The sequence below is a fragment of the Yinghuangia aomiensis genome, assembly GCF_039542225.1.
GTDB classification, from domain to species: Bacteria; Actinomycetota; Actinomycetes; order Streptomycetales; family Streptomycetaceae; genus Yinghuangia; species Yinghuangia aomiensis.
Map to the genome: position 1 here is coordinate 121,827 of NZ_BAABHS010000007.1, position 22,299 is coordinate 144,125.

21 protein-coding genes are annotated in these 22,299 nt (G+C 71.3%); 5 read left to right on the forward strand and 16 right to left on the reverse strand.

The features are described 5' to 3' along the window. Positions 1-39 precede the first annotated feature (39 nt). The 12 genes from ABEA93_RS11580 to ABEA93_RS11635 form a co-directional block, all read right to left on the reverse strand. Entirely contained in the window at positions 40-1,425 is a 1,386-nt protein-coding gene (locus ABEA93_RS11580; protein WP_345675339.1) for an NsdA family TPR-like regulatory protein, read from the reverse strand. Between the two features lie 145 nt (positions 1,426-1,570). Then, the gene (locus ABEA93_RS11585) at positions 1,571-2,296 is read right to left on the reverse strand and encodes a DUF3159 domain-containing protein (RefSeq protein ID WP_345675518.1); all 726 of its coding nucleotides are present in this window, start codon (positions 2,294-2,296) and stop codon (positions 1,571-1,573) included. Between the two features lie 136 nt (positions 2,297-2,432). After that, positions 2,433-2,858, reverse strand: coding sequence for an OB-fold nucleic acid binding domain-containing protein (locus ABEA93_RS11590; RefSeq protein WP_345675340.1), 426 nt, complete (start codon positions 2,856-2,858; stop codon positions 2,433-2,435). Between the two features lie 94 nt (positions 2,859-2,952). Further along, positions 2,953-3,627, reverse strand: a complete 675-nt coding sequence (locus tag ABEA93_RS11595; RefSeq protein WP_345675341.1) for a response regulator — start codon at positions 3,625-3,627, stop codon at positions 2,953-2,955. Next, positions 3,624-6,200: a DUF4118 domain-containing protein gene (locus ABEA93_RS11600; protein WP_345675342.1), complete on the reverse strand. Its 2,577-nt coding sequence runs from the start codon at positions 6,198-6,200 to the stop codon at positions 3,624-3,626. Before ABEA93_RS11600 ends, ABEA93_RS11595 begins: the two co-directional genes overlap by 4 nt. Positions 6,201-6,309: 109 nt before the next feature. Further along, complete coding sequence (locus ABEA93_RS11605) at positions 6,310-7,053, reverse strand: potassium-transporting ATPase subunit C (protein WP_345675343.1); 744 nt, start codon at positions 7,051-7,053, stop codon at positions 6,310-6,312. Positions 7,054-7,058: 5 nt separating this feature from the next. Continuing rightward, positions 7,059-9,176 (reverse strand): potassium-transporting ATPase subunit KdpB, encoded by a 2,118-nt coding sequence (kdpB, locus tag ABEA93_RS11610; RefSeq protein WP_345675344.1) that lies wholly within the window; start codon positions 9,174-9,176, stop codon positions 7,059-7,061. A gap of 2 nt (positions 9,177-9,178) precedes the next feature. Continuing rightward, positions 9,179-10,843: a potassium-transporting ATPase subunit KdpA gene (gene kdpA, locus ABEA93_RS11615; RefSeq protein ID WP_345675345.1), complete on the reverse strand. Its 1,665-nt coding sequence runs from the start codon at positions 10,841-10,843 to the stop codon at positions 9,179-9,181. Next, positions 10,843-10,932, reverse strand: coding sequence for a K(+)-transporting ATPase subunit F (gene kdpF / locus ABEA93_RS11620; RefSeq protein ID WP_020555859.1), 90 nt, complete (start codon positions 10,930-10,932; stop codon positions 10,843-10,845). Before kdpF ends, kdpA begins: the two co-directional genes overlap by 1 nt. A gap of 451 nt (positions 10,933-11,383) precedes the next feature. Next, the gene (locus tag ABEA93_RS11625; protein WP_345675347.1) at positions 11,384-12,181 is read right to left on the reverse strand and encodes a DUF3710 domain-containing protein; all 798 of its coding nucleotides are present in this window, start codon (positions 12,179-12,181) and stop codon (positions 11,384-11,386) included. Position 12,182: 1 nt separating this feature from the next. Continuing rightward, positions 12,183-12,722 carry a dUTP diphosphatase gene (dut, locus tag ABEA93_RS11630; RefSeq protein WP_345675348.1) on the reverse strand — a complete coding sequence of 180 codons (540 nt, stop codon included), beginning with the start codon at positions 12,720-12,722 and terminating at the stop codon, positions 12,183-12,185. Further along, positions 12,719-13,300, reverse strand: a complete 582-nt coding sequence (locus tag ABEA93_RS11635) for a PaaI family thioesterase (protein WP_345675349.1) — start codon at positions 13,298-13,300, stop codon at positions 12,719-12,721. Before ABEA93_RS11635 ends, dut begins: the two co-directional genes overlap by 4 nt. Positions 13,301-13,545: 245 nt before the next feature. On the opposite strand from ABEA93_RS11635, the gene ABEA93_RS11640 reads away from it, so the two are divergent. Together ABEA93_RS11640 and ABEA93_RS11645 are read left to right on the forward strand one after the other, a co-directional pair. Further along, positions 13,546-14,436, forward strand: a complete 891-nt coding sequence (locus ABEA93_RS11640) for an SDR family oxidoreductase (protein WP_345675350.1) — start codon at positions 13,546-13,548, stop codon at positions 14,434-14,436. A gap of 98 nt (positions 14,437-14,534) precedes the next feature. After that, positions 14,535-14,993, forward strand: coding sequence for a DUF3093 domain-containing protein (locus tag ABEA93_RS11645; RefSeq protein WP_345675351.1), 459 nt, complete (start codon positions 14,535-14,537; stop codon positions 14,991-14,993). Positions 14,994-15,413: 420 nt separating this feature from the next. Here ABEA93_RS11645 and ABEA93_RS11650 read toward each other — a convergent pair whose 3' ends face one another. Continuing rightward, positions 15,414-15,710 carry a DUF4193 domain-containing protein gene (locus ABEA93_RS11650; RefSeq protein ID WP_345675352.1) on the reverse strand — a complete coding sequence of 99 codons (297 nt, stop codon included), beginning with the start codon at positions 15,708-15,710 and terminating at the stop codon, positions 15,414-15,416. 226 nt (positions 15,711-15,936) lie between these two features. Between ABEA93_RS11650 and ABEA93_RS11655 the strand changes: the two genes are divergently transcribed. From ABEA93_RS11655 to ABEA93_RS11665, 3 genes are all read left to right on the forward strand, one after another. Continuing rightward, positions 15,937-16,455, forward strand: coding sequence for a gamma carbonic anhydrase family protein (locus tag ABEA93_RS11655; RefSeq protein ID WP_345675353.1), 519 nt, complete (start codon positions 15,937-15,939; stop codon positions 16,453-16,455). Between the two features lie 101 nt (positions 16,456-16,556). After that, positions 16,557-17,507, forward strand: coding sequence for an ABC transporter ATP-binding protein (locus ABEA93_RS11660; protein ID WP_345675354.1), 951 nt, complete (start codon positions 16,557-16,559; stop codon positions 17,505-17,507). Further along, entirely contained in the window at positions 17,504-18,730 is a 1,227-nt protein-coding gene (locus tag ABEA93_RS11665) for an ABC transporter permease (protein ID WP_345675355.1), read from the forward strand. The genes ABEA93_RS11660 and ABEA93_RS11665 overlap by 4 nt, the downstream gene beginning before the upstream one ends. 85 nt (positions 18,731-18,815) lie before the next feature. Here ABEA93_RS11665 and ABEA93_RS11670 read toward each other — a convergent pair whose 3' ends face one another. The 3 genes from ABEA93_RS11670 to ABEA93_RS11680 all read right to left on the reverse strand — a co-directional run bounded on the left by ABEA93_RS11670 (position 18,816) and on the right by ABEA93_RS11680 (position 22,141). After that, entirely contained in the window at positions 18,816-19,766 is a 951-nt protein-coding gene (locus ABEA93_RS11670; RefSeq protein ID WP_345675356.1) for an acyl-ACP desaturase, read from the reverse strand. A gap of 348 nt (positions 19,767-20,114) precedes the next feature. Beyond that, a complete protein-coding gene (locus tag ABEA93_RS11675) occupies positions 20,115-21,431 on the reverse strand; it encodes a sensor histidine kinase (protein WP_345675519.1) in 1,317 nt (438 codons plus the stop codon). Positions 21,432-21,475: 44 nt separating this feature from the next. Further along, entirely contained in the window at positions 21,476-22,141 is a 666-nt protein-coding gene (locus ABEA93_RS11680) for a response regulator transcription factor (protein ID WP_345675357.1), read from the reverse strand. Positions 22,142-22,299: the final 158 nt, after the last annotated feature.

The window sequence follows — 22,299 nt, forward strand, 5'->3', positions numbered from 1 at the left end:
GACACGGTCACACCCGCCGCGTCCGGTCCGGGACGCCGGTCACACGGCCATCCCGACGTACATGTCCTCGGTGCGCTCGCTGAACTCGCGCACCACGCGCTCCTTCTCGTACGGCCGCAGGCTCGCCCGGAAGGTCCGCAGGAAGTCGTTGCACTGGGACGAGTTGAGCCGTGTCGCGATGTCGAGCGCCTCCGCCGCCTTGCTGCACGCCGCGTCCAGTTCGTTCTCCGCCAGGTGCGCGGCGGCCATGAAGGTGGTGTCCTGCGCGCAGCGGCGGGTGTACCCGTCCGCCCGCAGCCCTATGGCCTCGTTGGCGAACTGCTGGGTCCGCTCGGGCTGCCGCAGGTCGCGGTGGCAGTGCGCGAACTCGTGCACCAGCTCGGCCTTGTCGAAGTACTGGCACCACGCGGGGTCCTCGTCGCCGTCCGCGGCGTCCAGCGCGCGTTCGGCGGCGCGCAGCGCGTCCACGCACCCGCGTTCCTCGCGCATCGCGGCGTGCCCGCGGGCCTCCATGGCCAGCACGAGCGCCTGCCCGCGGTGCGTCAGCGAGCCGCGCGCGCCCTGGTAGGCGGCGCGCGCCAACTGCACTGCTTCCCAGCCGTGTCCGAGGTAGACGGCCTGGCAGGCCATGTTCGCCATGACGTAGGCGCCGTAGGCGCGGTCGTCGGCCGCCTGCGCGAGCCGCAGCGCCTGGATGTGGTACCGCTGCGCGAGCGCGTGCCGCCCGGAGTCGAAGGACAACCACCCGGCCAGTTCGGTGAGTTCGGCGACGGCGCGGAACAACGACCGTCCCACGTCGTCGCCGTAGGACCCGGACAGCTTGGTCCGGGCCACGCCGTGCAGGTGGTTGACCACGGTGTCGCGCAAGTCGCCGCCGCCCTGGGCGCGGTCGAGCTTGCGGAACATCACCACGGTCTGGCGGATGCGTTCGACGTCGGCCGCGCGCACCCGGCCTCCGCCCGTCTCCGGCGAGGCGTGTTCCATCGCCTCGGGTTCCGCCCCGGTCGCGGTCGACCAGAACAGTGCGGGGCTGGAAAAAGCCGCGGCGCCGAAGGTCGACCCGAGCAGGAAATTGCGGCGGTTCATGTCTCTCCCCGTCAGCTCGACCACGGCGCGGCGGATGTCGGACACCGTGCGAGCGACGCTCAGACCGTCGAACGGATCCGCGGCGGGGGGCCGCCGGTCCCGCAACCCCAGGTCGCTGACCGTAAGTTCGTAACCCAATCTGCGGCCGAGCACCTCGGCGAGCAGATCGGGGATGGGCCAACGCGGTTGCGCCCCGTCGAGCCAGCGGGCCACCGAGGTGTGGGTGCACCCCAGGTGCCGGCCACGGCGCTCGGCCGCCTTGTTGACCCAACGGGCGATTTCACGCCTCGTCAGACCGGCCTCTTCGACCAGTGCGCGAAGGTCGGTGTTTCCGGCCACCGTCCCCGCCTCCTTTCACACGAGGCATAACCGGGACGCTAGTTGCCGGGATACGGCCGGTGCAGGAATGAGTCGGGTATTGGACGGCTTCACTCAAAAGCCGAACGGCCGCTTTCGCAAGCGGCCGTTCGGCTTCGAATTTCGATCAGCGAGCGGAAGATTCCGTTCCGCTCGACGATGGCGCGTCTTGGTCTTCCGCTTTCGCGCCGCCATCGCCGTCCTCGTCTTCGTCGCGCGCCACCTTGATCGGCGGCGGGGCTTTCGACAGGAAAACGTAGGTGATGTACACGGCCAACAGGAACGGCGGAATACCGAGGGCGACCTTCAGCCAGCCCAGCACTTCCGCCTTGTGCGCGAAGTACAGCGGGAACATGATCGCGGACTTGCCGAGCAGCACCGCCGCCCACGCCCACGACGCCTTCGTGTACGCCTTGAACCGCCCCGGGTTCTCGGTGCGCCACGTGAAGTCCTCGCCCATCACCGGCCCGAGCAGCACGCCGATGAGCGGCCACTTCGCCAGCGCGGACACCGCGTACAGCACGCCGAGCCCGAGGGTCCACAGCATGCCCGGCAGGTAGAAGTTCTCCGCTTTGCCGGAGAACATCGCGAACACCGCGCCGATCGCGACGCCGAAGACGCCGCCGAACGCGTGCTGCACGGTCTCCCGGCGCACCAGCCGGATCACGCCGAACACCGCGGACAACCCCAGCGCGCTCCACGCGGCGGCGCCGAGGTTCTTGGTGATCGTGTACACCAGCACGAACACCAGACCGGGAACGGTCGTGTCGATCATGCCGCGCACGCCGCCGAACGCCTCGATCAGCGTCTTGGCCTCGTCGTGCGCCGGCTCGTCCGGCGCCCCGGGCGCGATCCGGTCGACCTCGGCGTCCTCCGCGCCGCCGGGCCGCGGGCCGACACCGGCCACGACCCAGTTCACCTTGTCGGCGACCTCACCGGTCAGGTGCCGCGGTTCCCGGGCATCTCCGTGGACGTCCGACGTCACGCCGTCACCCTCCCCCGGCCTTCGCGCGGGGTGCGCCCCCGCCGACCGGCCGCAGCTCGTACTTCGGGTTGAACAGGACGGGCCGCCCCTGCGCGGTCGTGACCCGACCGCTGGCGACCAATTGCCGGCCCGGCTCTATCCCGGCGATCTTGCGGCGGCCCAGCCAGACCACGGACAGCGCGCCGGAGCCGTCGTATATCTCGGCCTCCAGCGCCGGGACACCGGCACGGGGACGGAACGTCACCGTGCGCAAGGTCCCGCCTACCGTGACGAGGTCGCGCTCTTCGACCGAGCCGATCGCCGTGCACCCGAGACGGCTGCAGTCCTGCTGCAGCTCCTCGGCCTCCAGCTCCTCGTGCGTCGACGTGAGCCGGTTGATCATCCGGCGGAATCGGCCGGGCTGCCGCTCGACCCCGGTGGTACCACTCATGCACGCGAGGGTACCTGTTCGGGCGCACGGCCGGGATCCGCCGGAGGTCCCGAACCGGCGCCCGGCGCACTCCCCGCGACGGCCCGGCGACGGCTCACGGCTCGAACCGGTACCCCATGCCCGGCTCGGTGACCAGGTGCTTCGGGTGCGACGGATCGGCCTCCAGCTTGCGCCGCAGCTGCGCCATGTAGACCCGCAGGTAGTTGGTCTCCGTCCCGTATTGCGGACCCCAGACCTCCTGGAGGAGGGAACGCTGTGTGACCAGCCGACCCGCATTGCGTACCAGCACTTCGAGCAGATGCCACTCGGTCGGGGTGAGGCGGACGTCCTTGCCGTCCCGGTGCACCTTCTTGGCGGCCAGGTCGACGGTGAACGCCTCGGTGGCCACCACCGGCGCCTCGTCCTCGGGGGCGGCGCGGCGGACCGCGGCGCGCAGCCGGGCGAGCAGCTCGTCCATGCCGAAGGGCTTGGTGACGTAGTCGTCGGCGCCTGCGTCGAGCGCGGCCACCTTCTCGTTGGAGGCCTGCCGGGCGCTCAGCACGATGATGGGGACCTTCGTCCACCCGCGCAGGCCGCGGATCACCTCGACGCCGTCCAGGTCCGGCAGGCCCAGGTCGAGCAGCACCACGTCGGGGTGCCGGTCGGCGGCGGCGGTGAGCGCCTGGGTGCCGTCGGCGGCGGTGTCGACCTCATATCCGCGCGCCTTGAGGTTGATGGCCAGAGCCCGGACGATCTGCGGCTCGTCGTCCACGACGAGCACCCGTGTCATCGAAGTGCCTCCGTACGAGATGCGGGGTGTTCCGGTGATTCCTCGGCCGGTCCGGGCGGGTCCGGCGAGGCCGGGCGGGCGGCTGCTGCCATGCGCAGCGTGAGCGCCATGGTGAGACCGCCGCCAGGGGTGTCCTCGGCGACCAGCGCGCCGCCGAGCGCTTCGGCGAAGCCGCGGGCGACGGCCAAGCCGAGGCCGACGCCGCTGCCGGCGGGGGCGTCGCCGTAGCGCTGGAACGGTTCGAAGATGCGTTCCTTGGCCTCGTCCGGGACGCCCTTGCCGCGGTCGACGACGCGCAGCTCGACCCGGTCGCCCAGGGCGTCGGCCTTGACGTGCACGCGCCGGTCGGGCGGGTTGTGCTTGACCGCGTTCTCTATGACGTTCGCGAGCACCCGTTCGAGCAGTCCGGGGTCCGCCCACACGGTCGGCAGGGTCTCCGGGAAGTCCAGCGACACGGCCGATTCCGGGACGCCGATCACCGCGCCCGGCACCACCTCGTCGAGGGCGACCTCGCGGAACAGCGGCGTGACCGTGCCGGTCTGCAGGCGGCTCATGTCGAGCAGGTTGCCGATCAGCACGTCGAGCCGGTCGGCGCCGACCTCGATGGCTTCCAGCAGCTCCGCCTCGTCCTCGGGCGACCAGCTGACGTCCTCGGAGCGCAGCGAGGACACGCTGGCCTTGATCGCCGCCAGCGGGGTCCGCAGATCGTGCGAGACGGCCGCGAGCAGCGCGGTGCGGATGCGGTTGCCTTCCGCGAGCCGCCGGGCCTCCGCGGCCTCGGCGACGAGCTGCCGCCGCTCCAGGACGACCGCGGCCTGTGCGGCGAACGCGCCGAGCACCCGGCGGTCCTCGGCGGGCAGCATGCGGCCGGACAGCGCGAGCGCCATGGTGTCCGAGATCGGCACGTCCACCTCGGCGTCCTCGGGGCGGCGGGCCGGATGCGGGCCGACGCCGCCGACGCACGCCCACGGGCCGTGCGGCTCGGTGCGCTGGAGCATCGCCACCGACTCCATGCCGAACGCCTCGCGCACGCGTTCCAGCAGCGCGGGCAGCGCCTGCTCGCCGCGCAGCACGCTCCCGGCCAGGAAGCTCAGCGTCTCGGACTCCGACTGGCTGCGCGCCGCCTGGTGGGTGCGGCGGGCGGCGATGTCGACGACGGTCGCGACCGACAGCGCGACGACGACGAACACGCCCAGCGCGAACATGTTCTCCGGGTCGCGGATGGTCAGCGTGTGCAACGGCGGCGTGAAGTAGTAGTTGAGCAGCAGCGAAGCCATCACCGCGGTGAGCGTGGACGCCCACAGGCCGCCGACGAGCGCCACCCCGACGGTCAGCAGCAGGTACAGCAGCATCTCCGTCGGCAGCACGAGATGGTCGCGCGTGTTGACCATGCACACCGTCAGCAGCACCGGCCCGATCAGCGCGACCAGCCACGACACGAGCAGCCGGCGGCGGCTCACGCCGGATCGCGGCACCCTGACGGTGCGGCCGACGCCCGCGTGCTCGTGCGTGACGATGTGGACGTCGATGTCGCCGGACCCGGCCGCGACGGTCGCGCCGACGCCCGGTCCGAGGACGTACTGCCACGGCTTGCGGCGGCTGGAGCCGAGCACGATCTGGGTGGCGTTGACGCCGCGGGCGAAGTCCAGCAGCGCCGTCGGCACGTCCTCGCCGATGACCGAGTGGAACGTCCCGCCCAGCGACTCGACGAGGTTCCGCTGCCGCGCGAGAGCCTGCGGCGAGGCACCCGTGAGGCCGTCGCTCTTGGACACGTAGACCGCCAGCAGCTCGCCGCCCGAGCCGCGCGTCGCGATGCGCGCCGCCCGGCGGATGAGCGTGTCGCCCTCCGGGCCGCCGGTCAGGCCGACGACGATGCGTTCGCGCGCCGGCCACGTGGCGTTGATGCCGTGCTCGCTGCGGTACTGCTGGAGGTACTCGTCGACCCGGTCGGCGACCCACAGCAGCGCCAGCTCGCGCAGCGCGGTGAGGTTGCCGACGCGGAAGTAGTTCGACAGCGCCGCGTCGACCTTCTCCGGCGCGTACACGTTGCCGTGCGCCATGCGGCGGCGCAGCGCCTCCGGGGACATGTCGACCAGTTCGATCTGGTTCGCGCGGCGCACGACCTCGTCGGGCACGGTCTCGCGCTGCGGGACGCCGGTGATCGACTCGACGACGTCGTTGAGGGATTCCAGGTGCTGGATGTTGACCGTGGAGATGACGTCGATGCCCGCGTCGAGGATCTCGTCGATGTCCTGCCAGCGCTTCTCGTTGCGCGAGCCGGGCACGTTCGTGTGCGCGAGTTCGTCGACGAGGGCGACCTTGGGGCGGCGGGCGATGACCGCGTCGACGTCCATCTCGGTGAAGTGCGACCCGCGGTGTTCCATCGGGCGGCGCGGCACGGTCTCCAGCCCGTCGAGCATCTCCTCGGTGCGCGGCCGGCCGTGGCATTCGATGAACCCGACCACGACGTCCGAACCGCGGGAACGGCGGCGCTGGCCCTCGCCCAGCATGGCGTAGGTCTTGCCCACGCCGGGGGCGGACCCGAGGTATATGCGCAGCTTGCCGCGTCCCATGCCGTCCATTTTCCCATCCGGCGGTTTCCCGCGGTCTCGTCGTGCCGGCGCGTTGCGCCGCTTGCCCCGGTCCGGGCCCGCGCACCGGGGTGCGCGGGCCCGGAGCGGGTCACTGCGCGGGGGCCAGGTTGTTCAGGGCGATGTTGAGTTCGAGGACGTTGACGCGCTCGTCGCCGAGGATGCCGATGATGCGGCCGTCGGTGTGGTCGTCGACGAGCTTCTTCACCTTGGCGGGGTCGAGGTGGCGTTGTTCGGCGACGCGGTTGACCTGGATGAGGGCGTTGGCCTTGGAGATGTGCGGGTCCAGGCCGGAGCCGGAGGCGGTGACCGCGTCCGGCGGCACCTGGTCCTCGGACACCTTGTTGAATTCCGCGACCTGCTTCTTGCGGTCCTTGACCAGCTGGACGAATGTGGTGTTCTCCGGCCCGTAGTTGGACGCGCCGGACGCCAGCCCGTCGTAGTTCGACGCCGACGGCCGCGGCTGGAACCACCGGGGGTCCGGCTGCGTGGCCACGCCGCCCGCCTGCTCCTCGGTCAGCTGTGCGCCGCCCTGGAGGTAGGTGTACGTGACGGTGCCGTTGTCGTCGTGCTGGACGACCTCCTTGCCGTCCGCGTCGAACAGGCGCGGGTTGCCGTCCTTGTCGACGAGGTCGAAGCTCTGCCCGATGAGGCTGGAGCCGACCTCCTTGCCGCCGGCCTTCACCTGGGAGCCGTTGGCCTGGTCGTGGAACGCGGCCTGGGCGAGGCCGGTCATGGCCAGCGGGTAGGCGATGCCGAGGATCACGGTGAGCACCAGCACGGCGCGCAGGCCGGCCAGGAACACGCGGATTCGGGTGCTTGCGTTGGTGGCCATGGCGATCAACCGATTCCGGGGATGAGCGAGACGATCAGGTCGATGATCTTGATCCCGACGAACGGGGCGACGAGGCCGCCGAGCCCGTAGACCGCCAGGTTGCGCGACAGCATCTTGTCCGCGGACAGCGGCCGGTAGCGCACGCCGCGCAGCGCCAGCGGGATCAGCGCCACGATGATCAGGGCGTTGAAGACGACCGCCGAGATGATCGCGGACTGCGGCGTCGCCAGGTGCATGACGTTCAGCTTGTCCAGCGGCGCCAGGCCGGCCGGGCCGCCCGCGACGGCGAACATCGCCGGGATGATCGCGAAGTACTTCGCCACGTCGTTCGCGATGGAGAACGTGGTGAGCGCGCCGCGGGTGATCAGGAGCTGCTTGCCGATCTCGACGATCTCGATGAGCTTGGTCGGGTTCGAGTCGAGGTCGACCATGTTGCCGGCTTCCTTGGCCGCCGACGTGCCGGTGTTCATGGCCACGCCGACGTCGGCCTGCGCGAGCGCGGGTGCGTCGTTGGTGCCGTCGCCGGTCATCGCGACGAGCTTGCCGCCGGCCTGCTCGCGCTTGATGAGGGCCATCTTGTCCTCGGGCGTGGCCTCGGCGAGGAAGTCGTCGACGCCGGCCTCGTCCGCGATGGCTTTCGCGGTGAGCGGGTTGTCGCCCGTGATCATGACGGTCTTGATGCCCATGCGCCGCAGTTCGTCGAACCGCTCGCGCATGCCCTCCTTGACGACGTCCTTGAGGTGGACGACGCCGAGGACGCGGGCGCCGCGCTCGTCTTCGGCGGCGACCAGCAGCGGGGTGCCGCCGGCCGCGGAGATGCCGTCGACGAGTTCGCCGGACTGGCGCGGCACGCTGCCGCCGCGCTCGGACACCCAGGTGCTGACGGCGGACGCGGCGCCCTTGCGGACCCGGCGGACCTTGCCGTCCTCCGTCAGGTCCACGCCCGACATGCGGGTCTGGGCCGTGAAGGGCACCCAGTCGGCGTTGCCGAGTTCGCCCTGGTGGCGCTCGCGCAGCCCGTAGGCGGTCTTCGCGAGGACGACGATCGAGCGGCCTTCGGGGGTCTCGTCGGCGAGGGACGACAGCTGTGCGGCGTCCGCCAGTTCGGCATCGTCCACTCCGTCGACGGGCACGAACTCGGAAGCCTGCCGGTTGCCGAGGGTGATGGTGCCGGTCTTGTCCAGCAGCAGCGTGCTCACATCGCCCGCCGCCTCCACCGCGCGGCCGGACATCGCCAGCACGTTGCGTTGCACCAGCCGGTCCATGCCGGCGATGCCGATCGCGGACAGCAGGGCGCCGATGGTGGTCGGGATGAGGCAGACCAGCAGGGCGACCAGCGTGATCAGCGACTGCTCGGCGCCCGAGTAGATCGCCAGCGGCTGGAGCGTGACGACCGCGAACAGGAAGATGATCGTCAGCGACGCCAGCAGGATGTTGAGCGCGATCTCGTTCGGCGTCTTCTGCCGCGCTGCGCCTTCCACGAGCGCGATCATCCGGTCGATGAACGTCTCGCCCGGCTTCGTGGTGATCTTCACGACGATCCGGTCGGACAGCACCTTGGTGCCGCCGGTGACGGCGCTGCGGTCGCCGCCCGACTCGCGGATGACCGGCGCGGATTCGCCGGTGATCGCGGACTCGTCGACGCTGGCGACCCCTTCGACGACGTCGCCGTCGCCGGGAATGACGTCGCCGGCCTCGCACACGACCAGGTCGCCGACCTTGAGGTCGGTGCCGGGCACGCGCTCCTCGCGGTCGCCTTCCAGACGCCGGGCGATCGTGTCGGTCTTCGCCTTGCGCAGCGTGTCGGCCTGCGCCTTGCCGCGGCCTTCCGCGACGGCTTCGGCGAGGTTCGCGAAGATCACGGTCAGCCACAGCCACACGGTGGTGACCCAGGCGAAGACGCTGGGGTCCTTGACCGCCATGACGGTCGTGAGGACCGAGCCGATCTCGACGACGAACATGACGGGCGTACGCACCATCACGCGCGGGTCGAGCTTCCGGACCGCGTCGGGCAGCGACTTGAGCAGCTGCCGCGGTTCGAACAGGCCGGCCGCGACCCGGCTCGGGCCGGCTGGCGGTTCGGGAGTCGGAGTGGTCTCGGGTGCGGGAAGTGTGGTGGTCATGGTTATGCGAGCCCCTCCGCGAGCGGGCCGAGCGCGAGGGCCGGGAAGAAGGTGAGGCCGGTGACGATGACGACGACGCCGACGAGGGTGCCGACGAACAGCGGCTTGGTGGTCTTGAGCGTGCCGACGGTCTCGGGCACCTGGCGCTGTTCGGCGAGGCGTCCGGCGAGGGCGAGCACGAGCGCGATGGTGACGAACCGGCCGATGAGCATCGCGAATCCGATGGTGACGTTGTAGTACTCGGTGTTCGCGTTGAGGCCGGCGAACGCGGAGCCGTTGTTGTTGGCCCCCGAGGTGTACGCGTACAAGACCTCGGACAGGCCGTGCGGCGAATCGGAGTTGAGGATCGACGCGCGTTCGCCGGGCAGCGCCGTCGCGACGCCGGTCATGGTGAGGATCGTCGCCGGGACGGTGAGGATGTACAGCGCGACGATCTTCATCTCGCCCGCGCCGATCTTCTTGCCCAGGTACTCCGGCGTGCGCCCGACCATGAGGCCCGCGACGAACACCGCGAGGATCGCCATGATCAGCATGCCGTAGAGCCCGGATCCGACACCGCCGGGCGTGATCTCGCCGAGCATCATGCCGAGCAGCGTGATGCCGCCGCCCAGCCCGGTATACGACGAGTGGAACGAGTTCACCGCGCCGGTCGAGGTCATCGTGGTCGACACCCCGAACAGCGACGAGCCCGGGACGCCGAAGCGCTGCTCCTTGCCTTCCGTCGCGCCGCCCGCGATCTCCAGGGCGGTGCCGTTGTGGTGCATCTCGGTCCAGGTCATCAGCACGACGGCGACGAACCAGATCGTGAACATCGCGGCGAGGATCGCGTAGCCCTGCTTGGCCGAGCCGACGAGGGTGCCGAAGGTGCGCGGCAGCGAGAACGGGACGACCAGGATCAGGAAGATCTCGAACAGGTTCGTGAACGCGTTCGGGTTCTCGAACGGGTGCGCGGAGTTGGCGTTGTAGAAGCCGCCGCCGTTGGTGCCGAGTTCCTTGATGACCTCCTGAGAAGCCACCGGCCCGCCGGGGATGGTCTGCGTCCCGCCGTTGAGCGTGGTGACCGTGTGCGGGTCGGCGAGGTTCTGCAGGGTGCCCGAGGCGACCAGCACGATCGTGCCGATGATCGCGATCGGCAGCAGGATGCGGACGACGCCGCGCACCAGGTCGACCCAGAAGTTGCCGATCTCGCCGGAGCGGACCCGGATGAACCCGCGGACCAGCGCGATCGCGACGGCCATGCCGACCGCGGCGGACACGAAGTTCTGCACGGTCAGGCCGGCCATCTGCACGAAGTGCCCGACGGCCTGCTCGCCCGAGTAGGACTGCCAGTTCGTGTTCGCGGTGAACGACGCCGCGGTGTTGAACGCCTGGTCGGCCTTCATCGGCGCGAAGCCGAGGTTCCAGGGCAGCTTGTCCTGGAAGCGCAGCAGCCCGTACAGGACGAGCATCGAGAACATCGAGAAGGCGAGGACGCTGCGGAGGTAGATGCCCCAGCGCTGCCCCGAGTTCGGGTCGGCGCCGACGAGCTTGTAGATCCACCGCTCGCCGCGCAGGTGCTTCTCGGACGAGTAGACGCGCGCCATGTAGTCGCCGAACGGGCGGTGCACCGCGGCGAGGACGGCGATCAGCAGGGATATCTGGAGGATCCCCGCGACAGTGGTACTCACTAGAACCTCTCGGGGAAGATCAGGGCGAGCACCAGGTAGCCCAGCAGGGCGATGGCGACCGAGAGGCCGACGATGCTGTCTGCGTTCACAGCTTCGCCACCCCCTTGGCCAGGGCGACGACCAGCGCGAAGAACGCGATCGTCAGGAGTACGAAGGCCACGTCAGCCATCGCTCAAGCTCCTTGTGAAGGGCGCGGATCGAGGGTGCCGCGCCGTCGTGGTCGGGTCCCCCGGCACGGCTCCTTGCCGCCGTGTCGACCACATTCGTAGCAGCGCCAAGCACTCTTAAATGCCTTCAATCAGGGCATTTCGCCAAGTGCTAGCGGCGCCCTGACGCGCCCCCCGGCGATCTTTACGCCCCTCTAACGGGACCCTGACGCGCGTCGCCGGCCACTCCGGCCGCGGACATGCGAGGGCAGCCCCGCGCACGGCAGGCCCCGGACATGCGGAAGGGCCCGGACTCACTCCTGGGAGTGAGTCCGGGCCCTTCCGGCACACGTCTCCGGGCGCGCTCGGGCGCGCCCGCGTCCGGGCACCCGGGTCAGCGCACCTCGGTGATCTCCGGGCCGCGCGAGAACGGGTTCAGGTCGCCGGCGTACGGGCTCTGCGGCTCGGCCGCCTCGCCCGCGGCCGGCGCCACCCCGCTGGCCGGGTCGATCTGCGCGTTGTCCGGGAGGCGCAGCAGGATCGGGTCGCGCGGCGCCATCGGGTCCGCGCCGCGCACCACGACGGTCTCGCGGAACAGCCGCTCCAGGTCGGCGCCCTGCTCGGCGTCGACGGCGGCCCGCCCGGACACCACGCCGCGCAGGAACCAGCGCGGGCCGTCGCAGCCCACGAAGCGCACCAGCTGCGCGCCTTGGGTGCCGTCCGGAAGCTGCACCGGGACCTGCGCGCGCAGCTCCCAGCCCAGGCCGCCGTCCAGCTCGTCGACGATGCCGCCCTGCTGGGTGATCCCGCCCGCGATCTCGTTGCGGATCTCGTGCCAGATGCCCTCGCTGCGCGGCGCCGCGAACGCCTGCAGCTGGATCGCGCTGTCCCCGAGGATCACCGTGGCCGCGATGATGAGGTCGTTGGAGACCTCGACGCGCAGCTCCATCCCTTCCGAGGCGGGCACCAGGAGGCCGCCGAGGTCGATGCGGCCCTCCTCGGGCTCGTCCAGCTCGTCGACGTCCCAGGGGCCGTCCGGGCGCGGCGCGGGCGGCAGCACCCGGTTCATCTCGTCCTCGACGGCGGCCGGCGCCTCATCGTCGTCGTCCGCGTCCTCGGCAAGCTCGTCGAGGTCGTCGATCTCCTCGACGGGCTGGTCGGCTTCTTCGTTGTGTCGGCGACGTCGGAACACGTCAGATCCCTTCCCTGTCGGAAGCCGAGTCTTGCACTGTGTCACTGCCAGTAACCGTCTTACTGCCGGTACCACTGCCGTTCCCCACCAGGACGCCGTGTCCCCCGGTCGATCCGAAGCCTCCGTCGGCCCGGTCCGATCCCGGCAGCACGCCGACCTCGTGGAACCTCGCCCGCTCGACGCGTTGCACCACGAGCTGGGCAATCCGGTCACCGCGGCGGAACGCGACACTGTCGCGCAGATCGTGGTTCACCACGATGACCCTGATCTCGCCACGGTATCCCGCATCGATCGTGCCCGGAGTGTTCACCAGCGACACCCCGCAACGCGCCGCGAGTCCGGATCGCGGATGCACGAACGCGGCGTAACCGTCCGGCAACGCAATGGCCACCCCGGTCGGCAGCACGGCGCGCTCGCCGGGGCCGATCTCGGCGTCCACCGCGGTCACCAGGTCGGCGCCCGCGTCGCCGGGATGCGCGTACGACGGAAGCGGCAGCTCGGGGTCGAGCCGGTGCACGAGGATGTCGACGGGAGCGTTCACGGGTTCACCTCGAAAGCGCGCGCGGCCTTGAGAACGTCCGGGTTTTCCATCGCGCGGCGGACTTCCTCGGGACGGCCGTGCTCGACGAAGTGCTCGAAGCCGACCGACAGGAACAGCGCCGACGCCTCGACGGCGACCGGCCCGTCCAGCGCATCGAGCCGGCCGACGGCCTTCGCGTAGATCTTGCGGCCGTCCACGCCGGCGCACCACGCGTGGATGTACAGCGTCGAGCCGACCGGCACCGGGCGCCGGAAGTCGGTCTCCAGCCGGGCGGTCACCGCGGGCGTGTGCAACAGGAAGCCCAGCATGCCGAGCGCCTCGTCGAACGCGCAGGTCAGCAGGCCGCCGTGGGCCAGTCCCGGGGCACCCTGGTGGCCCGGGCCGACCACGAACTCGGTGTCCACGCTGACACCCTCGCCGACCCGGGTACGCAGCCGCAGGCCGTTCTCCTGCTCCTCGCCGCAGCCGAAGCAGCCGTCGTAGTGCTCGCCCAGCTCGGTCCCGGGGGGCGGCGCGCTCGGATGCGGATCCGGCGCCTTGACGTCCGGCGGCGGGGTCAGGGATGTAGGTCGACTCACCCGGAGGAGATTAGTGCCTCTTCGCCGGTATCCCGCGTGCACCCGCACGCGCGCCGGGGGTGCGGGTCGCCACCGGGCCCGTCCGCGGCCCGGCCCCGGACGGTCCCCGAGGCCGGTTTCGGCCGTCCGGCGTGCCGCCGGTGACCAGAAGTGACGCACGGGAAGGTTGGTTCTCGCACACCGAACCCCACTACGGTCTTCCCCGGGCCCGGCGTGGCAGCTGCCGGGCGGACGGAAGGACGGACATGACCAAGAGCGTCGTCGTCACCGGCGCGACGAGCGGCATCGGCCTGGCCACCGCCCTCGAACTGGCCCGCGCCGGACTCGACGTGATCGGCACCGCACGCAGCGAGGACAGGGCCCAGGCGCTGCGCGAAGCGGCCGAGCGGGACGGGCTGGGCGTGCGCACGGTGCTCTTGGACGTGTGCGATGCGACGTCCACCGTCCGGGCCTTCACCGAGATCGCCACGATGACCGGCGGCGGCCCGTGGGCGGTCGTCAACAACGCCGGCATGGCGCAGCCCGGCGCCGTGGAGGACGTCGAGGACGACCAGGTGCGGCTGCAGTTGGAGACCAACCTCGTCGCCCCCGCCCGGATCGCCCGCCTGGTGCTGCCGCAGATGCGGCAGCGGCGCAGCGGCCGCATCGTCAACATCTCGTCGGTGTCCGGGCGCGTCTCGGCGCCGTTCCTGGGCTGGTACTGCGCGAGCAAGCAGGGCCTGGCCGCGATGTCCGACGCGCTGCGCATCGAGGTCGCGCAGTTCGGTGTGAAGGTCGTGCTGATCGAACCGGGCAGTTTCGGCACGGACATCTGGGAGCGCAGCCTGAACCGGCTGCCGCCGCGCAAGAACTCGGCGTACGCGGAGTCCTACGAGGTCGCCGACGACGTGCTGCGCCGCGCCGCCGCGCTGCCCGACCCGATGCCGGTGGCCCAGGCCGTCCGGCACGCGCTGCTGACCCCGCGCCCGCGGGCGCGCTACCTGGTCGGCTCGGACGCGAAGGCCGGCGCGTTCCTCGACGCGGTCGCGCCGCGCACGGTGTCGGACTACGCCAAGGGCGTCGCCACCGGCCTGCGCAAGCCGCCGCGGCGCGTGGCGCGGCTCCTGGACCGGGTGACGCAGCGCCAGTCCCGCTGACCGCGGCCCGCCGGGGCCGGGCACGGGTCGGCGCGGGTCGGCACGCCGGGCGGCACCCCCTGGTACGGGCCACGCCGCGGAGGTGTCAGGCTTGTGCCATGCAGGCGTATAACGAGCAGCTGTCGGTCCCCGCGTCGTGGTGGGGCCTGGTCGCCGGTGCGGGTTTCGTGTGCGGGCTGATGGTCCTCCCGCTCGGCCCGGCCGCGGCGGGGGTCGCGGTGCTGGTCGGCGCGGTCCTGACCGGCGTGATGGTGACCCGCTACGGGTCGGCGCGGGTCCGGATCACCGGCACGGAGCTGCACGTGGGCAAGGCGGCGCTGCCGCTCGACGCGCTCGGCGAGGCCCGGGCGCTGGACGCCGAGGAAGCCCGCGCACTGCGCATGGAAGGCGCCGACCCGCGCGCGTTCATGCTGCTGCGCAGCTACATCCCGACGGCGGTGCGCATCGACGTCGTGGACCCGGACGACCCGACGCCGTACCTGTACGTGTCGTCGCGGAACCCGGCGCGCGTCGTCGAGGTGCTCGCCGCGGTCCGACGCCGCGCCGCGCAGGGCTGAGCCGCACGCCTCTGCGCGCCGCCGGTGCTCCGGTGGTGCTCCGGCGGTGCTCCGACGCACCGCCCGTGCGCCGTGCGGACTCCGGCGCGCACGCGGAGCGCTTCCGGGTGCCGACGTGCGAGAACGCCCGCCGGGGGTGCGGCGGACGCTCCGGAATTCTCCGGCGGGATGCCGGCCGTTCATGGGGTTTCGGGTGTGTCGCAGATCCGCGGGTCCCCCGTTTCCGGGGGTGCCGCGGCGGTGCCGGTGGGGCGGGCGTCGCCGCCGCCGGCGGGTGCCGGATCGGTCCGGTTCGATCATCGGCAGGGGCGGTCCGCTCCTGCCAGGACCCGGTCGCGTGCGCAGGGTTCCGCTTGCCGATGATCGATCCTGGACGGTTCCGTCGTCCCGGGGGCTGCCCGGGCCGGCCAGGATGCGGCGTCAGGCGCAGTCGACGCAGATCGTCTGGCCGTCCTTCTCCTTGGCCAGCTGGCTGCGGTGGTGCACCAGGAAGCAGCGCGAGCAGGTGAACTCGTCGGCTTGCCGGGGCAGCACCCGCACGGACAGCTCTTCGTTCGAGAGGTCCGCGCCGGGCAGCTCCAGGCCTTCGGCCTGGTCGAACTCGTCGACGTCGACCGCACTGGCCGACTTGTCGACGCGCCGAGCCTTCAGCTCCTCGATGCTGTCCTCGTTGACGTCGTCATCGGTCTTCCGTGGAGTGTCGTAATCAGTCGCCATACCTCTCCCCCTCCGGGTGGATCTGCTTGCCTATGCGCCCGTGGACGCTGCCTTCAGCGCACGTAACGCATAAGGGGCCGGAGTTTGTGCCCGACCTGAGGCGCAGATTCTGCCTCATAGCAAGGCTTGTTACTCAATCGACACCCAACCGAACCCCCGAAGAGGTGACTTGGTTGGATGGTGGCCCACTGTAACGCCCCGGATGCGCCGGGAACCAGGAGGAATCGTGACGGTCTACGCGCTTGGTGAACAAGTACCCGTCGTGCACCCGGATGCCTATGTACATCCGGACGCGGTGGTGATCGGCAGCGTCGAAATCGGCGCCGGCTCCACGATCTGGCCGTCCGCGGTCCTCCGGGCCGACTACGGCCGGATTGTCGTCGGGGAGAGTACCTCGATCCAGGACGGCTCGGTCCTCCATGTCAGTGCGGGACTGGTCACAAAGGTCGGAAACCGCTGCGTCGTCGGACACCTGGTGCACCTGGAAGGGTGCACGATCGAGGACGACTGCCTGGTCGGCAACGGCGCGATCGTGCTGCACCGGGCCGTGGTGCGGAGCGGCGCGCTGGTCGGCTCGGGCGCATTCGTGGGCAACGGCGTCGAGGTGCCGTCCTATGCGACGGCGCTCGGCGTTCCGGCCAAAATGCGCGCCGACACGGTCAAGCCCGGCGCATTCGACGCCGCAGTCGCGCTGTATGTGGAGAATGGCCGCCGATTCAAACAGCAACTGCGGCGGATCGACTGACTCCCGGCCCTCTGGTCCCCCTGGCCTCCACAGCCACCCGGATATCCGCAATCCCGCGGATATCCGCAGCCCCCCAGTCCCCGGCCGCCCGAAGGAGCACCGTGCTGGAACTCGACCGACTCGCGAAACGCTTCGGCGACAAGACCGTGTTGCGCGGGCTGTCGTTCTCCGTCGCGCCCGGGCAGATGTTCGGCTTCGTCGGCACCAACGGCGCCGGCAAGACCACCACGATGCGCATCGCCCTCGGCGTGCTCGCCCCCGACGCGGGCGAGGTGCGCTGGCAGGGCCGCCCGGCCGACGCGGCGGTGCGCCGCCGCTGGGGCTACATGCCGGAGGAGCGCGGCCTCTACGCCAAGATGCGCATCCTCGACCAGCTCGCCTACTTCGCCGAGCTGCACGGCATGGCGCGCGCCGACGCCCGCCGCTCGGCCGCCGCGTGGCTGGACCGCCTCGGGGTGTCCGGCAAGCCGGAGGACCGGCTGGAGACCCTGTCGCTGGGCAACCAGCAGCGTGTCCAGCTCGCCGCCGCCCTCGTGCACGAGCCGGAGCTGCTGGTCCTCGACGAGCCGTTCTCCGGCCTCGACCCGGTCGGTGTCGACGTCATGGCGCAGGCCCTGCGCAGCCGGGTCGAGCAGGGCGTCTCCGTGGTGTTCTCCAGCCACCAGCTCGACCTGGTCGAGCGCCTGTGCGACGCGGTCGGAATCATCAAGGACGGCCGCATGCACGCCGTCGGCACGGTGCGCGAACTGCGCGGCGACAACCGGGCGGTGCGCTACCGCGTCGCCGTCGACACGGCGGGCCCGGACACCGGCTGGGCCGAGCGCGTGCCGGGCGTGCGGGTGCTCGCCGACGACGCGGACGGCACCCTCGTGGAACTCGGCGACGGCGTGAGCGAGCAGGCACTGCTCGACGCCGCGCGCGAGGCCGGTCGGGTCCGCGTGTTCGCGCCGGTCGCCCCGTCCCTGGCCGAACTGTTCCGGGAGGTCGTCGCCGAGCGGCCCGGAGTCCCCGCAGAACGGACCGCAGCGAGCCTCCGGGAGGCCACGGTATGAGCGCCGGCACCGGCACCCCCACGGCGCCTCCCGCAGGCGGCCAGGCGCCCTTCCGGACAGCTGTGCGGCTGGTCGCGCGCCGCGAGTTCACCGAGCGCATCCGGGACCGCGGCTTCCTCGTCTCCGTCGCGGTGATGCTGGTGATCCTGCTCGCCGCGGTCGCCATTCCCGCGATGGCCTCCAAGGGCGGCAGCGACGACTTCGACGTCGCCTTCGGCCCCGGGCCCGCGCAGCAGCCGCTCAGCCGGCTCGCGCCGGTGCAGGCCAAGCTGCTCGACGTCGAGGTCGCGGTCAAGACGTTCCCGGACGCCGCGGCGGCCGAGAAAGCCGTGCGCGACGGCGACCTGGACGCCTACGTCGCCGACGGGCACATCGTCGTGCACCGCGACCTGTCCGACAAGCTCGCCGCGGTCCTGCAGAGCGCCTACGCGACCGTCGAACGCGACGCGCGCCTGGCCGCCCAGGGCATCGACACGGCCGCCGTCGACCGCGCCGTCCAGGTGGCGCCGCTGGAGAAGACGACCCTCGACAAGGACGCCGACGAACGCAACCAGCGCAAGGGCGTCGCGATCCTCGGCACGATCATGCTCTACGGCATGCTCATGCTCTTCTGCATGTGGGTCGCCAACGGCGTGGTGGAGGAGAAGTCCAGCCGCATCGTGGAGATCCTCCTGGCCGCCGTCCCGGCCCGCGCGCTGCTTACCGGCAAGGTGATCGGCATCGGCCTGCTCGGGCTGCTCCAGATGGCGCTGACGGCCGCCGTGGGCCTCACCGCGGCCAAGGCCTTCGGCACGATCGACCTCAACTCGGCCATGGTCTATCCGGCGGCGCTGGTCGTGGTGTGGTTCGTCATCGGCTACGCGCTCTACGCGTGCATGTTCGCCGCCGCCGCGTCGCGGGTGTCGCGCATGGAGGACCTGCAGAACGTCATCACGCCGATGTCGACGCTGCTGATCGCATCGTTCTTCATCGCGATCTCGTTCGGGCAGAACGGCGGCACCCTCGCGACCGTGCTGGCCTACGTCCCGCCGTTCTCCGCGATGCTCCAGCCGATGCTGACCGCGAGCGGCGACCTGGCGGTGTGGCAGAACCTCGTCGCGGCGGGCCTGGCGGGCCTGGCGCTGGTCGGCCTGATGGCGGCCGCGGCCCGGATGTACGAGGGCGCGGTGCTGCGCACCGGCGGGAAGGTGTCGGTGAAGGACGCGTGGGGGACGGGGAACTGAACCAGTCCGCACGACCCACACGGGACGGGCCCGGCCGCCGGGAAAGCGGCCGGGCCCGTCCCGTGTCGTGGCTGCGGTGCCGGGGTCAGGCGCGCCGCGCCGCCTCGCGCGCCTTGCGGGCGGCGAGCCGCTCGTCGAACTGCGCGGCCTTGTCCTCCAGCAGCGCCAGGAACACGCCCAGCTCGTCGCGGGCCTGCTCGCCCGCCGGGCCGAAGCCGGTGCGCTCCATGACCTTGAGGTTGCGCAGCACCGGCTGCAGCACGTCGTCGAGGTGGATGCGCAGGTTGTAGACGCCGCCGACCGCCATCTTCAGCGAGGCCCGCTCGAAGCCCGTCATGCCGTGGCCGGGCATCCGGAAGCCGGTGATCATGTCGGTGACCGCGCGCATGGCCTGGTCGGGCGCCAGCTCGAACGCCGACTTGAGCAGGTTCCGGTAGAAGACCATGTGCAGGTTCTCGTCGGTGGCGATCCGCGACAGGAGCTGCTCGGCGAGCGGGTCGCCGCATTCGCGGCCGGAGTTGCGGTGCGAGACGCGCGTGGCGAGTTCCTGGAACGTCACGTAGGCGACGACGTGCAGCGGGTTGCCGAGGTGGTCGCCCTGGTAGCCGTTCTCCATGTGCTCCATGCGGGACCGCTCCAGCGCCACCGGGTCGACCGCGCGGGCGGCCATCAGGTAGTCGCGGATCGCGATGCCGTGGCGGCCTTCCTCGGCAGTCCAGCGGTGCACCCAGGTGCCCCACGCGCCGTCCCGGCCGAACATGTTGGCGATCTCGAAGTGGTAGCTCGGGAGGTTGTCCTCGGTGAGCAGGTTGAGGGTGAGCGAGATCCGCCCCACGTCGGTCAGCCCGGACTCCTCGGGACGCCACGCCTCGCCACCCATCAGGCCGTCGAAGTCGCGGCCGCGCGACCACGGCACGTACTCGTGCGGGAACCACTCCTTGGCGATGCCCAGGTGCCGGTCGAGTTCGACGGCGACCACCTGTTCGAGTTCGCTCAGCAGGTCGATACCGGTCGGTTCGGGGGCGGTCAGGGTCACGGCGACTCCAAGCGGGATGGGACGGGCGGCGGCGGTGGGTACGCGGCACACGGACGCAGCGACAACACGGGTACCAAGCTGCGTCGGCCGCCGCCCCTCCGGTTCGGGTGCTTGCCGGCACGTCCCCACCCGCTCGGCAAGCCCCGGACCGCTCGCGGCTCCGGCGCACAGCGCGTTCCTACGCTGTCGTAACTTACGACACCGTAGGTTGTCCCGGGCCCTGCGGGCAACCGGCCTGGTCAGGTACGTCGTAGTACGTCGTCAGGGTGAAGCCGCCGCTACGCTCGGCGACCGATTCGCGGCATATCTCAAGCCCTGTTCGAGGCTTGTTCGAAGACCGTGCGCGTCCTATTTGGCCGGGGCCGGGAAACCGACGCGGACGATCAGCCCGCCCTCCTCGCGCGCCTCCGCCTCGATCCAGCCGCCGTGCGCGCGCGCCACCGAGCGCACGATGGACAGGCCGAGGCCGACGCCCTTGTCGGACTCGGTGCGGTCGCCGCGCAGCCGCCGGAACGGCTCGAACAGCGACTCGACGTTCTCCGGCGGCACCGCGGGGCCGCTGTTCGCCACGGTGAGCAGCGCGGTGCCGTCGACCGTGGACGTGGACATCTCGACCCAGCCGCCCGGCGTGTTGTAGCGGACGGCGTTCTGCGCGAGGTTCAGCGCGACGCGTTCGAGGAGCACGAGGTTGCCGGACACCCAGGCGGGTTCGAAATCGCCGCGCAGTTCGACGTCGCGGTCGCCCGCTTCGCCGGCGAGCTGTTCGATGGTGCGTCCGGCGACCTCGGAGAGGTCGACGGGCTTGGGGTCGGTCAGTTCGTTCTCGCTGCGGGCGAGCAGCAGCAGGCCCTCGATGAGGCGCTCGCTGCGCTCGTTGGTGGTGAGCAGCTTGTCGCCGAGCTCGCGCAGCTGGGGCGGCACTTCGGGGTCGCCGAGAGCCACCTCCAGCAGGGTGCGGTTGATGGCGAGCGGGGTGCGCAGTTCGTGGGAGGCGTTGGCGACGAACTTGCGCTGCGAGTCGAACGCCCGGTCGAGGCGTTCCAGCATCTCGTCGAACGTGTCCGCGAGTTCCTTGAGTTCGTCGTCGGGGCCGTCCAGGTCGATGCGCCGGTGCAGCCCGGAGCCGCCGCTGCCGGCGACCGCGCGCGCGGCGGCGGTGATGCGGCCGAGGGGGCTCAGCACACGGCCTGCCATGACGTAGCCGAAGCCGAACGCGATGACGGACAGCAGCACGAGCGCCAGCAGCGACTGCTGGAGCAGCGAGTGCAGCACCAGGTCGCGCTGGTTGCCCTGGCGGGCCTCCAGCATGCGGTTGAACGCGTCGGGCGAGATCACCTGGCCGGCCGCGTCGCGGATCACCACGTCGCTGTTGAACCGGATGTCCGGCGGCTTCTGGTCGGACAGGTTCTGCCCGACCAGCAGGTAGACGCTGCCCAGCAGCAGCACGCCCGCGATCAGGAACATGCCGCCGTACAGCGCGGTCAGGCGCATCCGGATGGAAGGCCGCAGCCAGTCCGGGGCGTAGCTGAGCCGCGAGTGGTAGGTACCGCCGTCGCCCGGGTCGAGGCCCAGCACGAGCTTGCGGGCGCTGGGCTCCTTGGCGGGCTTGGGCGGCGCGCCGGGACGCGGCGGGCGGCTGGGACGGGGCGGGTGCTGCGGGCGCAGCGGCGCCGCCCCCGAGGACGGGGGCTTGGCCTGGGGTTTGTCGTTCACGCCTCGTCGCCGATGCGGTATCCGGCCCCCGGAACGGTCATGATCACGGCGGGTTCGCCGAGTTTGCGGCGCAGCGTCATGACCGTGACGCGCACCACGTTGGTGAACGGATCGGTGTTCTCGTCCCACGCCTTCTCGAGCATCTGCTCGGCGGACACCACCGAGCCGTCCGCGCGCATGAGCACTTCGAGGACGGCGAACTCCTTCGGCGACAGGTGCACCGGGCTCCCGTTGCGCGCGACCTCGCGGCGGTTGGGGTCGAGCCGGATCCCGGCCCGCTCCAGCACCGGCGGCAGCGCGGTGACCGCACGGCGGCCCAACGCCCGCACCCGGGCGATGAGTTCGCTGAACGCGAAGGGCTTGGGGAGGTAGTCGTCGGCGCCCAGCTCCAGACCTTCGACCCGGTCGCTGACGTCGGCGGACGCGGTCAGCATGAGGATGCGCGTGGGCAGGCCGGTGTCGATGACCGCCCGGCACACGTCGTCGCCGTGCACGAGCGGCAGGTCGCGGTCGAGCACCACCACGTCGTAGTCGTTGACGGCGACCCGCTCCAGGGCGGCCTCGCCGTCGTACACGACGTCGACGGCCATCGCCTCGCGGCGCAGCCCCGTCGCGACCGCGTCCGCCAGCAACTGCTCGTCTTCGACGACGAGAACCCGCACCGCTGATGTCCTTCCGCACGAACCACTGTCGAACCCGCATGCAGCACCGCTGCAAACGCTTGGACCGTCGGGCGCCGTCCGCGGCCGGACTGCCCGCCCTGCCTCGAGGGACGGCGCCGACGGTGACTCCATCTTGCCCCGGCCGCCGGTAAAGCGTC

Excerpts from the sequence above, each read along its gene's own strand:
- ABEA93_RS11640 (WP_345675350.1), top strand. The coding sequence starts at position 13,546 with ATGACCAAGAGCGTCGTCGTCACCGGCGCGACGAGCGGCATCGGCCTG.
- ABEA93_RS11605 (WP_345675343.1), bottom strand. The coding sequence starts at position 7,053 with ATGGCCACCAACGCAAGCACCCGAATCCGCGTGTTCCTGGCCGGCCTG.
- ABEA93_RS11595 (WP_345675341.1), bottom strand. The coding sequence starts at position 3,627 with ATGACACGGGTGCTCGTCGTGGACGACGAGCCGCAGATCGTCCGGGCT.
- ABEA93_RS11645 (WP_345675351.1), top strand. The coding sequence starts at position 14,535 with ATGCAGGCGTATAACGAGCAGCTGTCGGTCCCCGCGTCGTGGTGGGGC.
- kdpB (WP_345675344.1), bottom strand. The coding sequence starts at position 9,176 with ATGACCACCACACTTCCCGCACCCGAGACCACTCCGACTCCCGAACCG.
- ABEA93_RS11590 (WP_345675340.1), bottom strand. The coding sequence starts at position 2,858 with ATGAGTGGTACCACCGGGGTCGAGCGGCAGCCCGGCCGATTCCGCCGG.
- ABEA93_RS11600 (WP_345675342.1), bottom strand. The coding sequence starts at position 6,200 with ATGGGACGCGGCAAGCTGCGCATATACCTCGGGTCCGCCCCCGGCGTG.
- ABEA93_RS11650 (WP_345675352.1), bottom strand. The coding sequence starts at position 15,710 with ATGGCGACTGATTACGACACTCCACGGAAGACCGATGACGACGTCAAC.
- ABEA93_RS11665 (WP_345675355.1), top strand. The coding sequence starts at position 17,504 with ATGAGCGCCGGCACCGGCACCCCCACGGCGCCTCCCGCAGGCGGCCAG.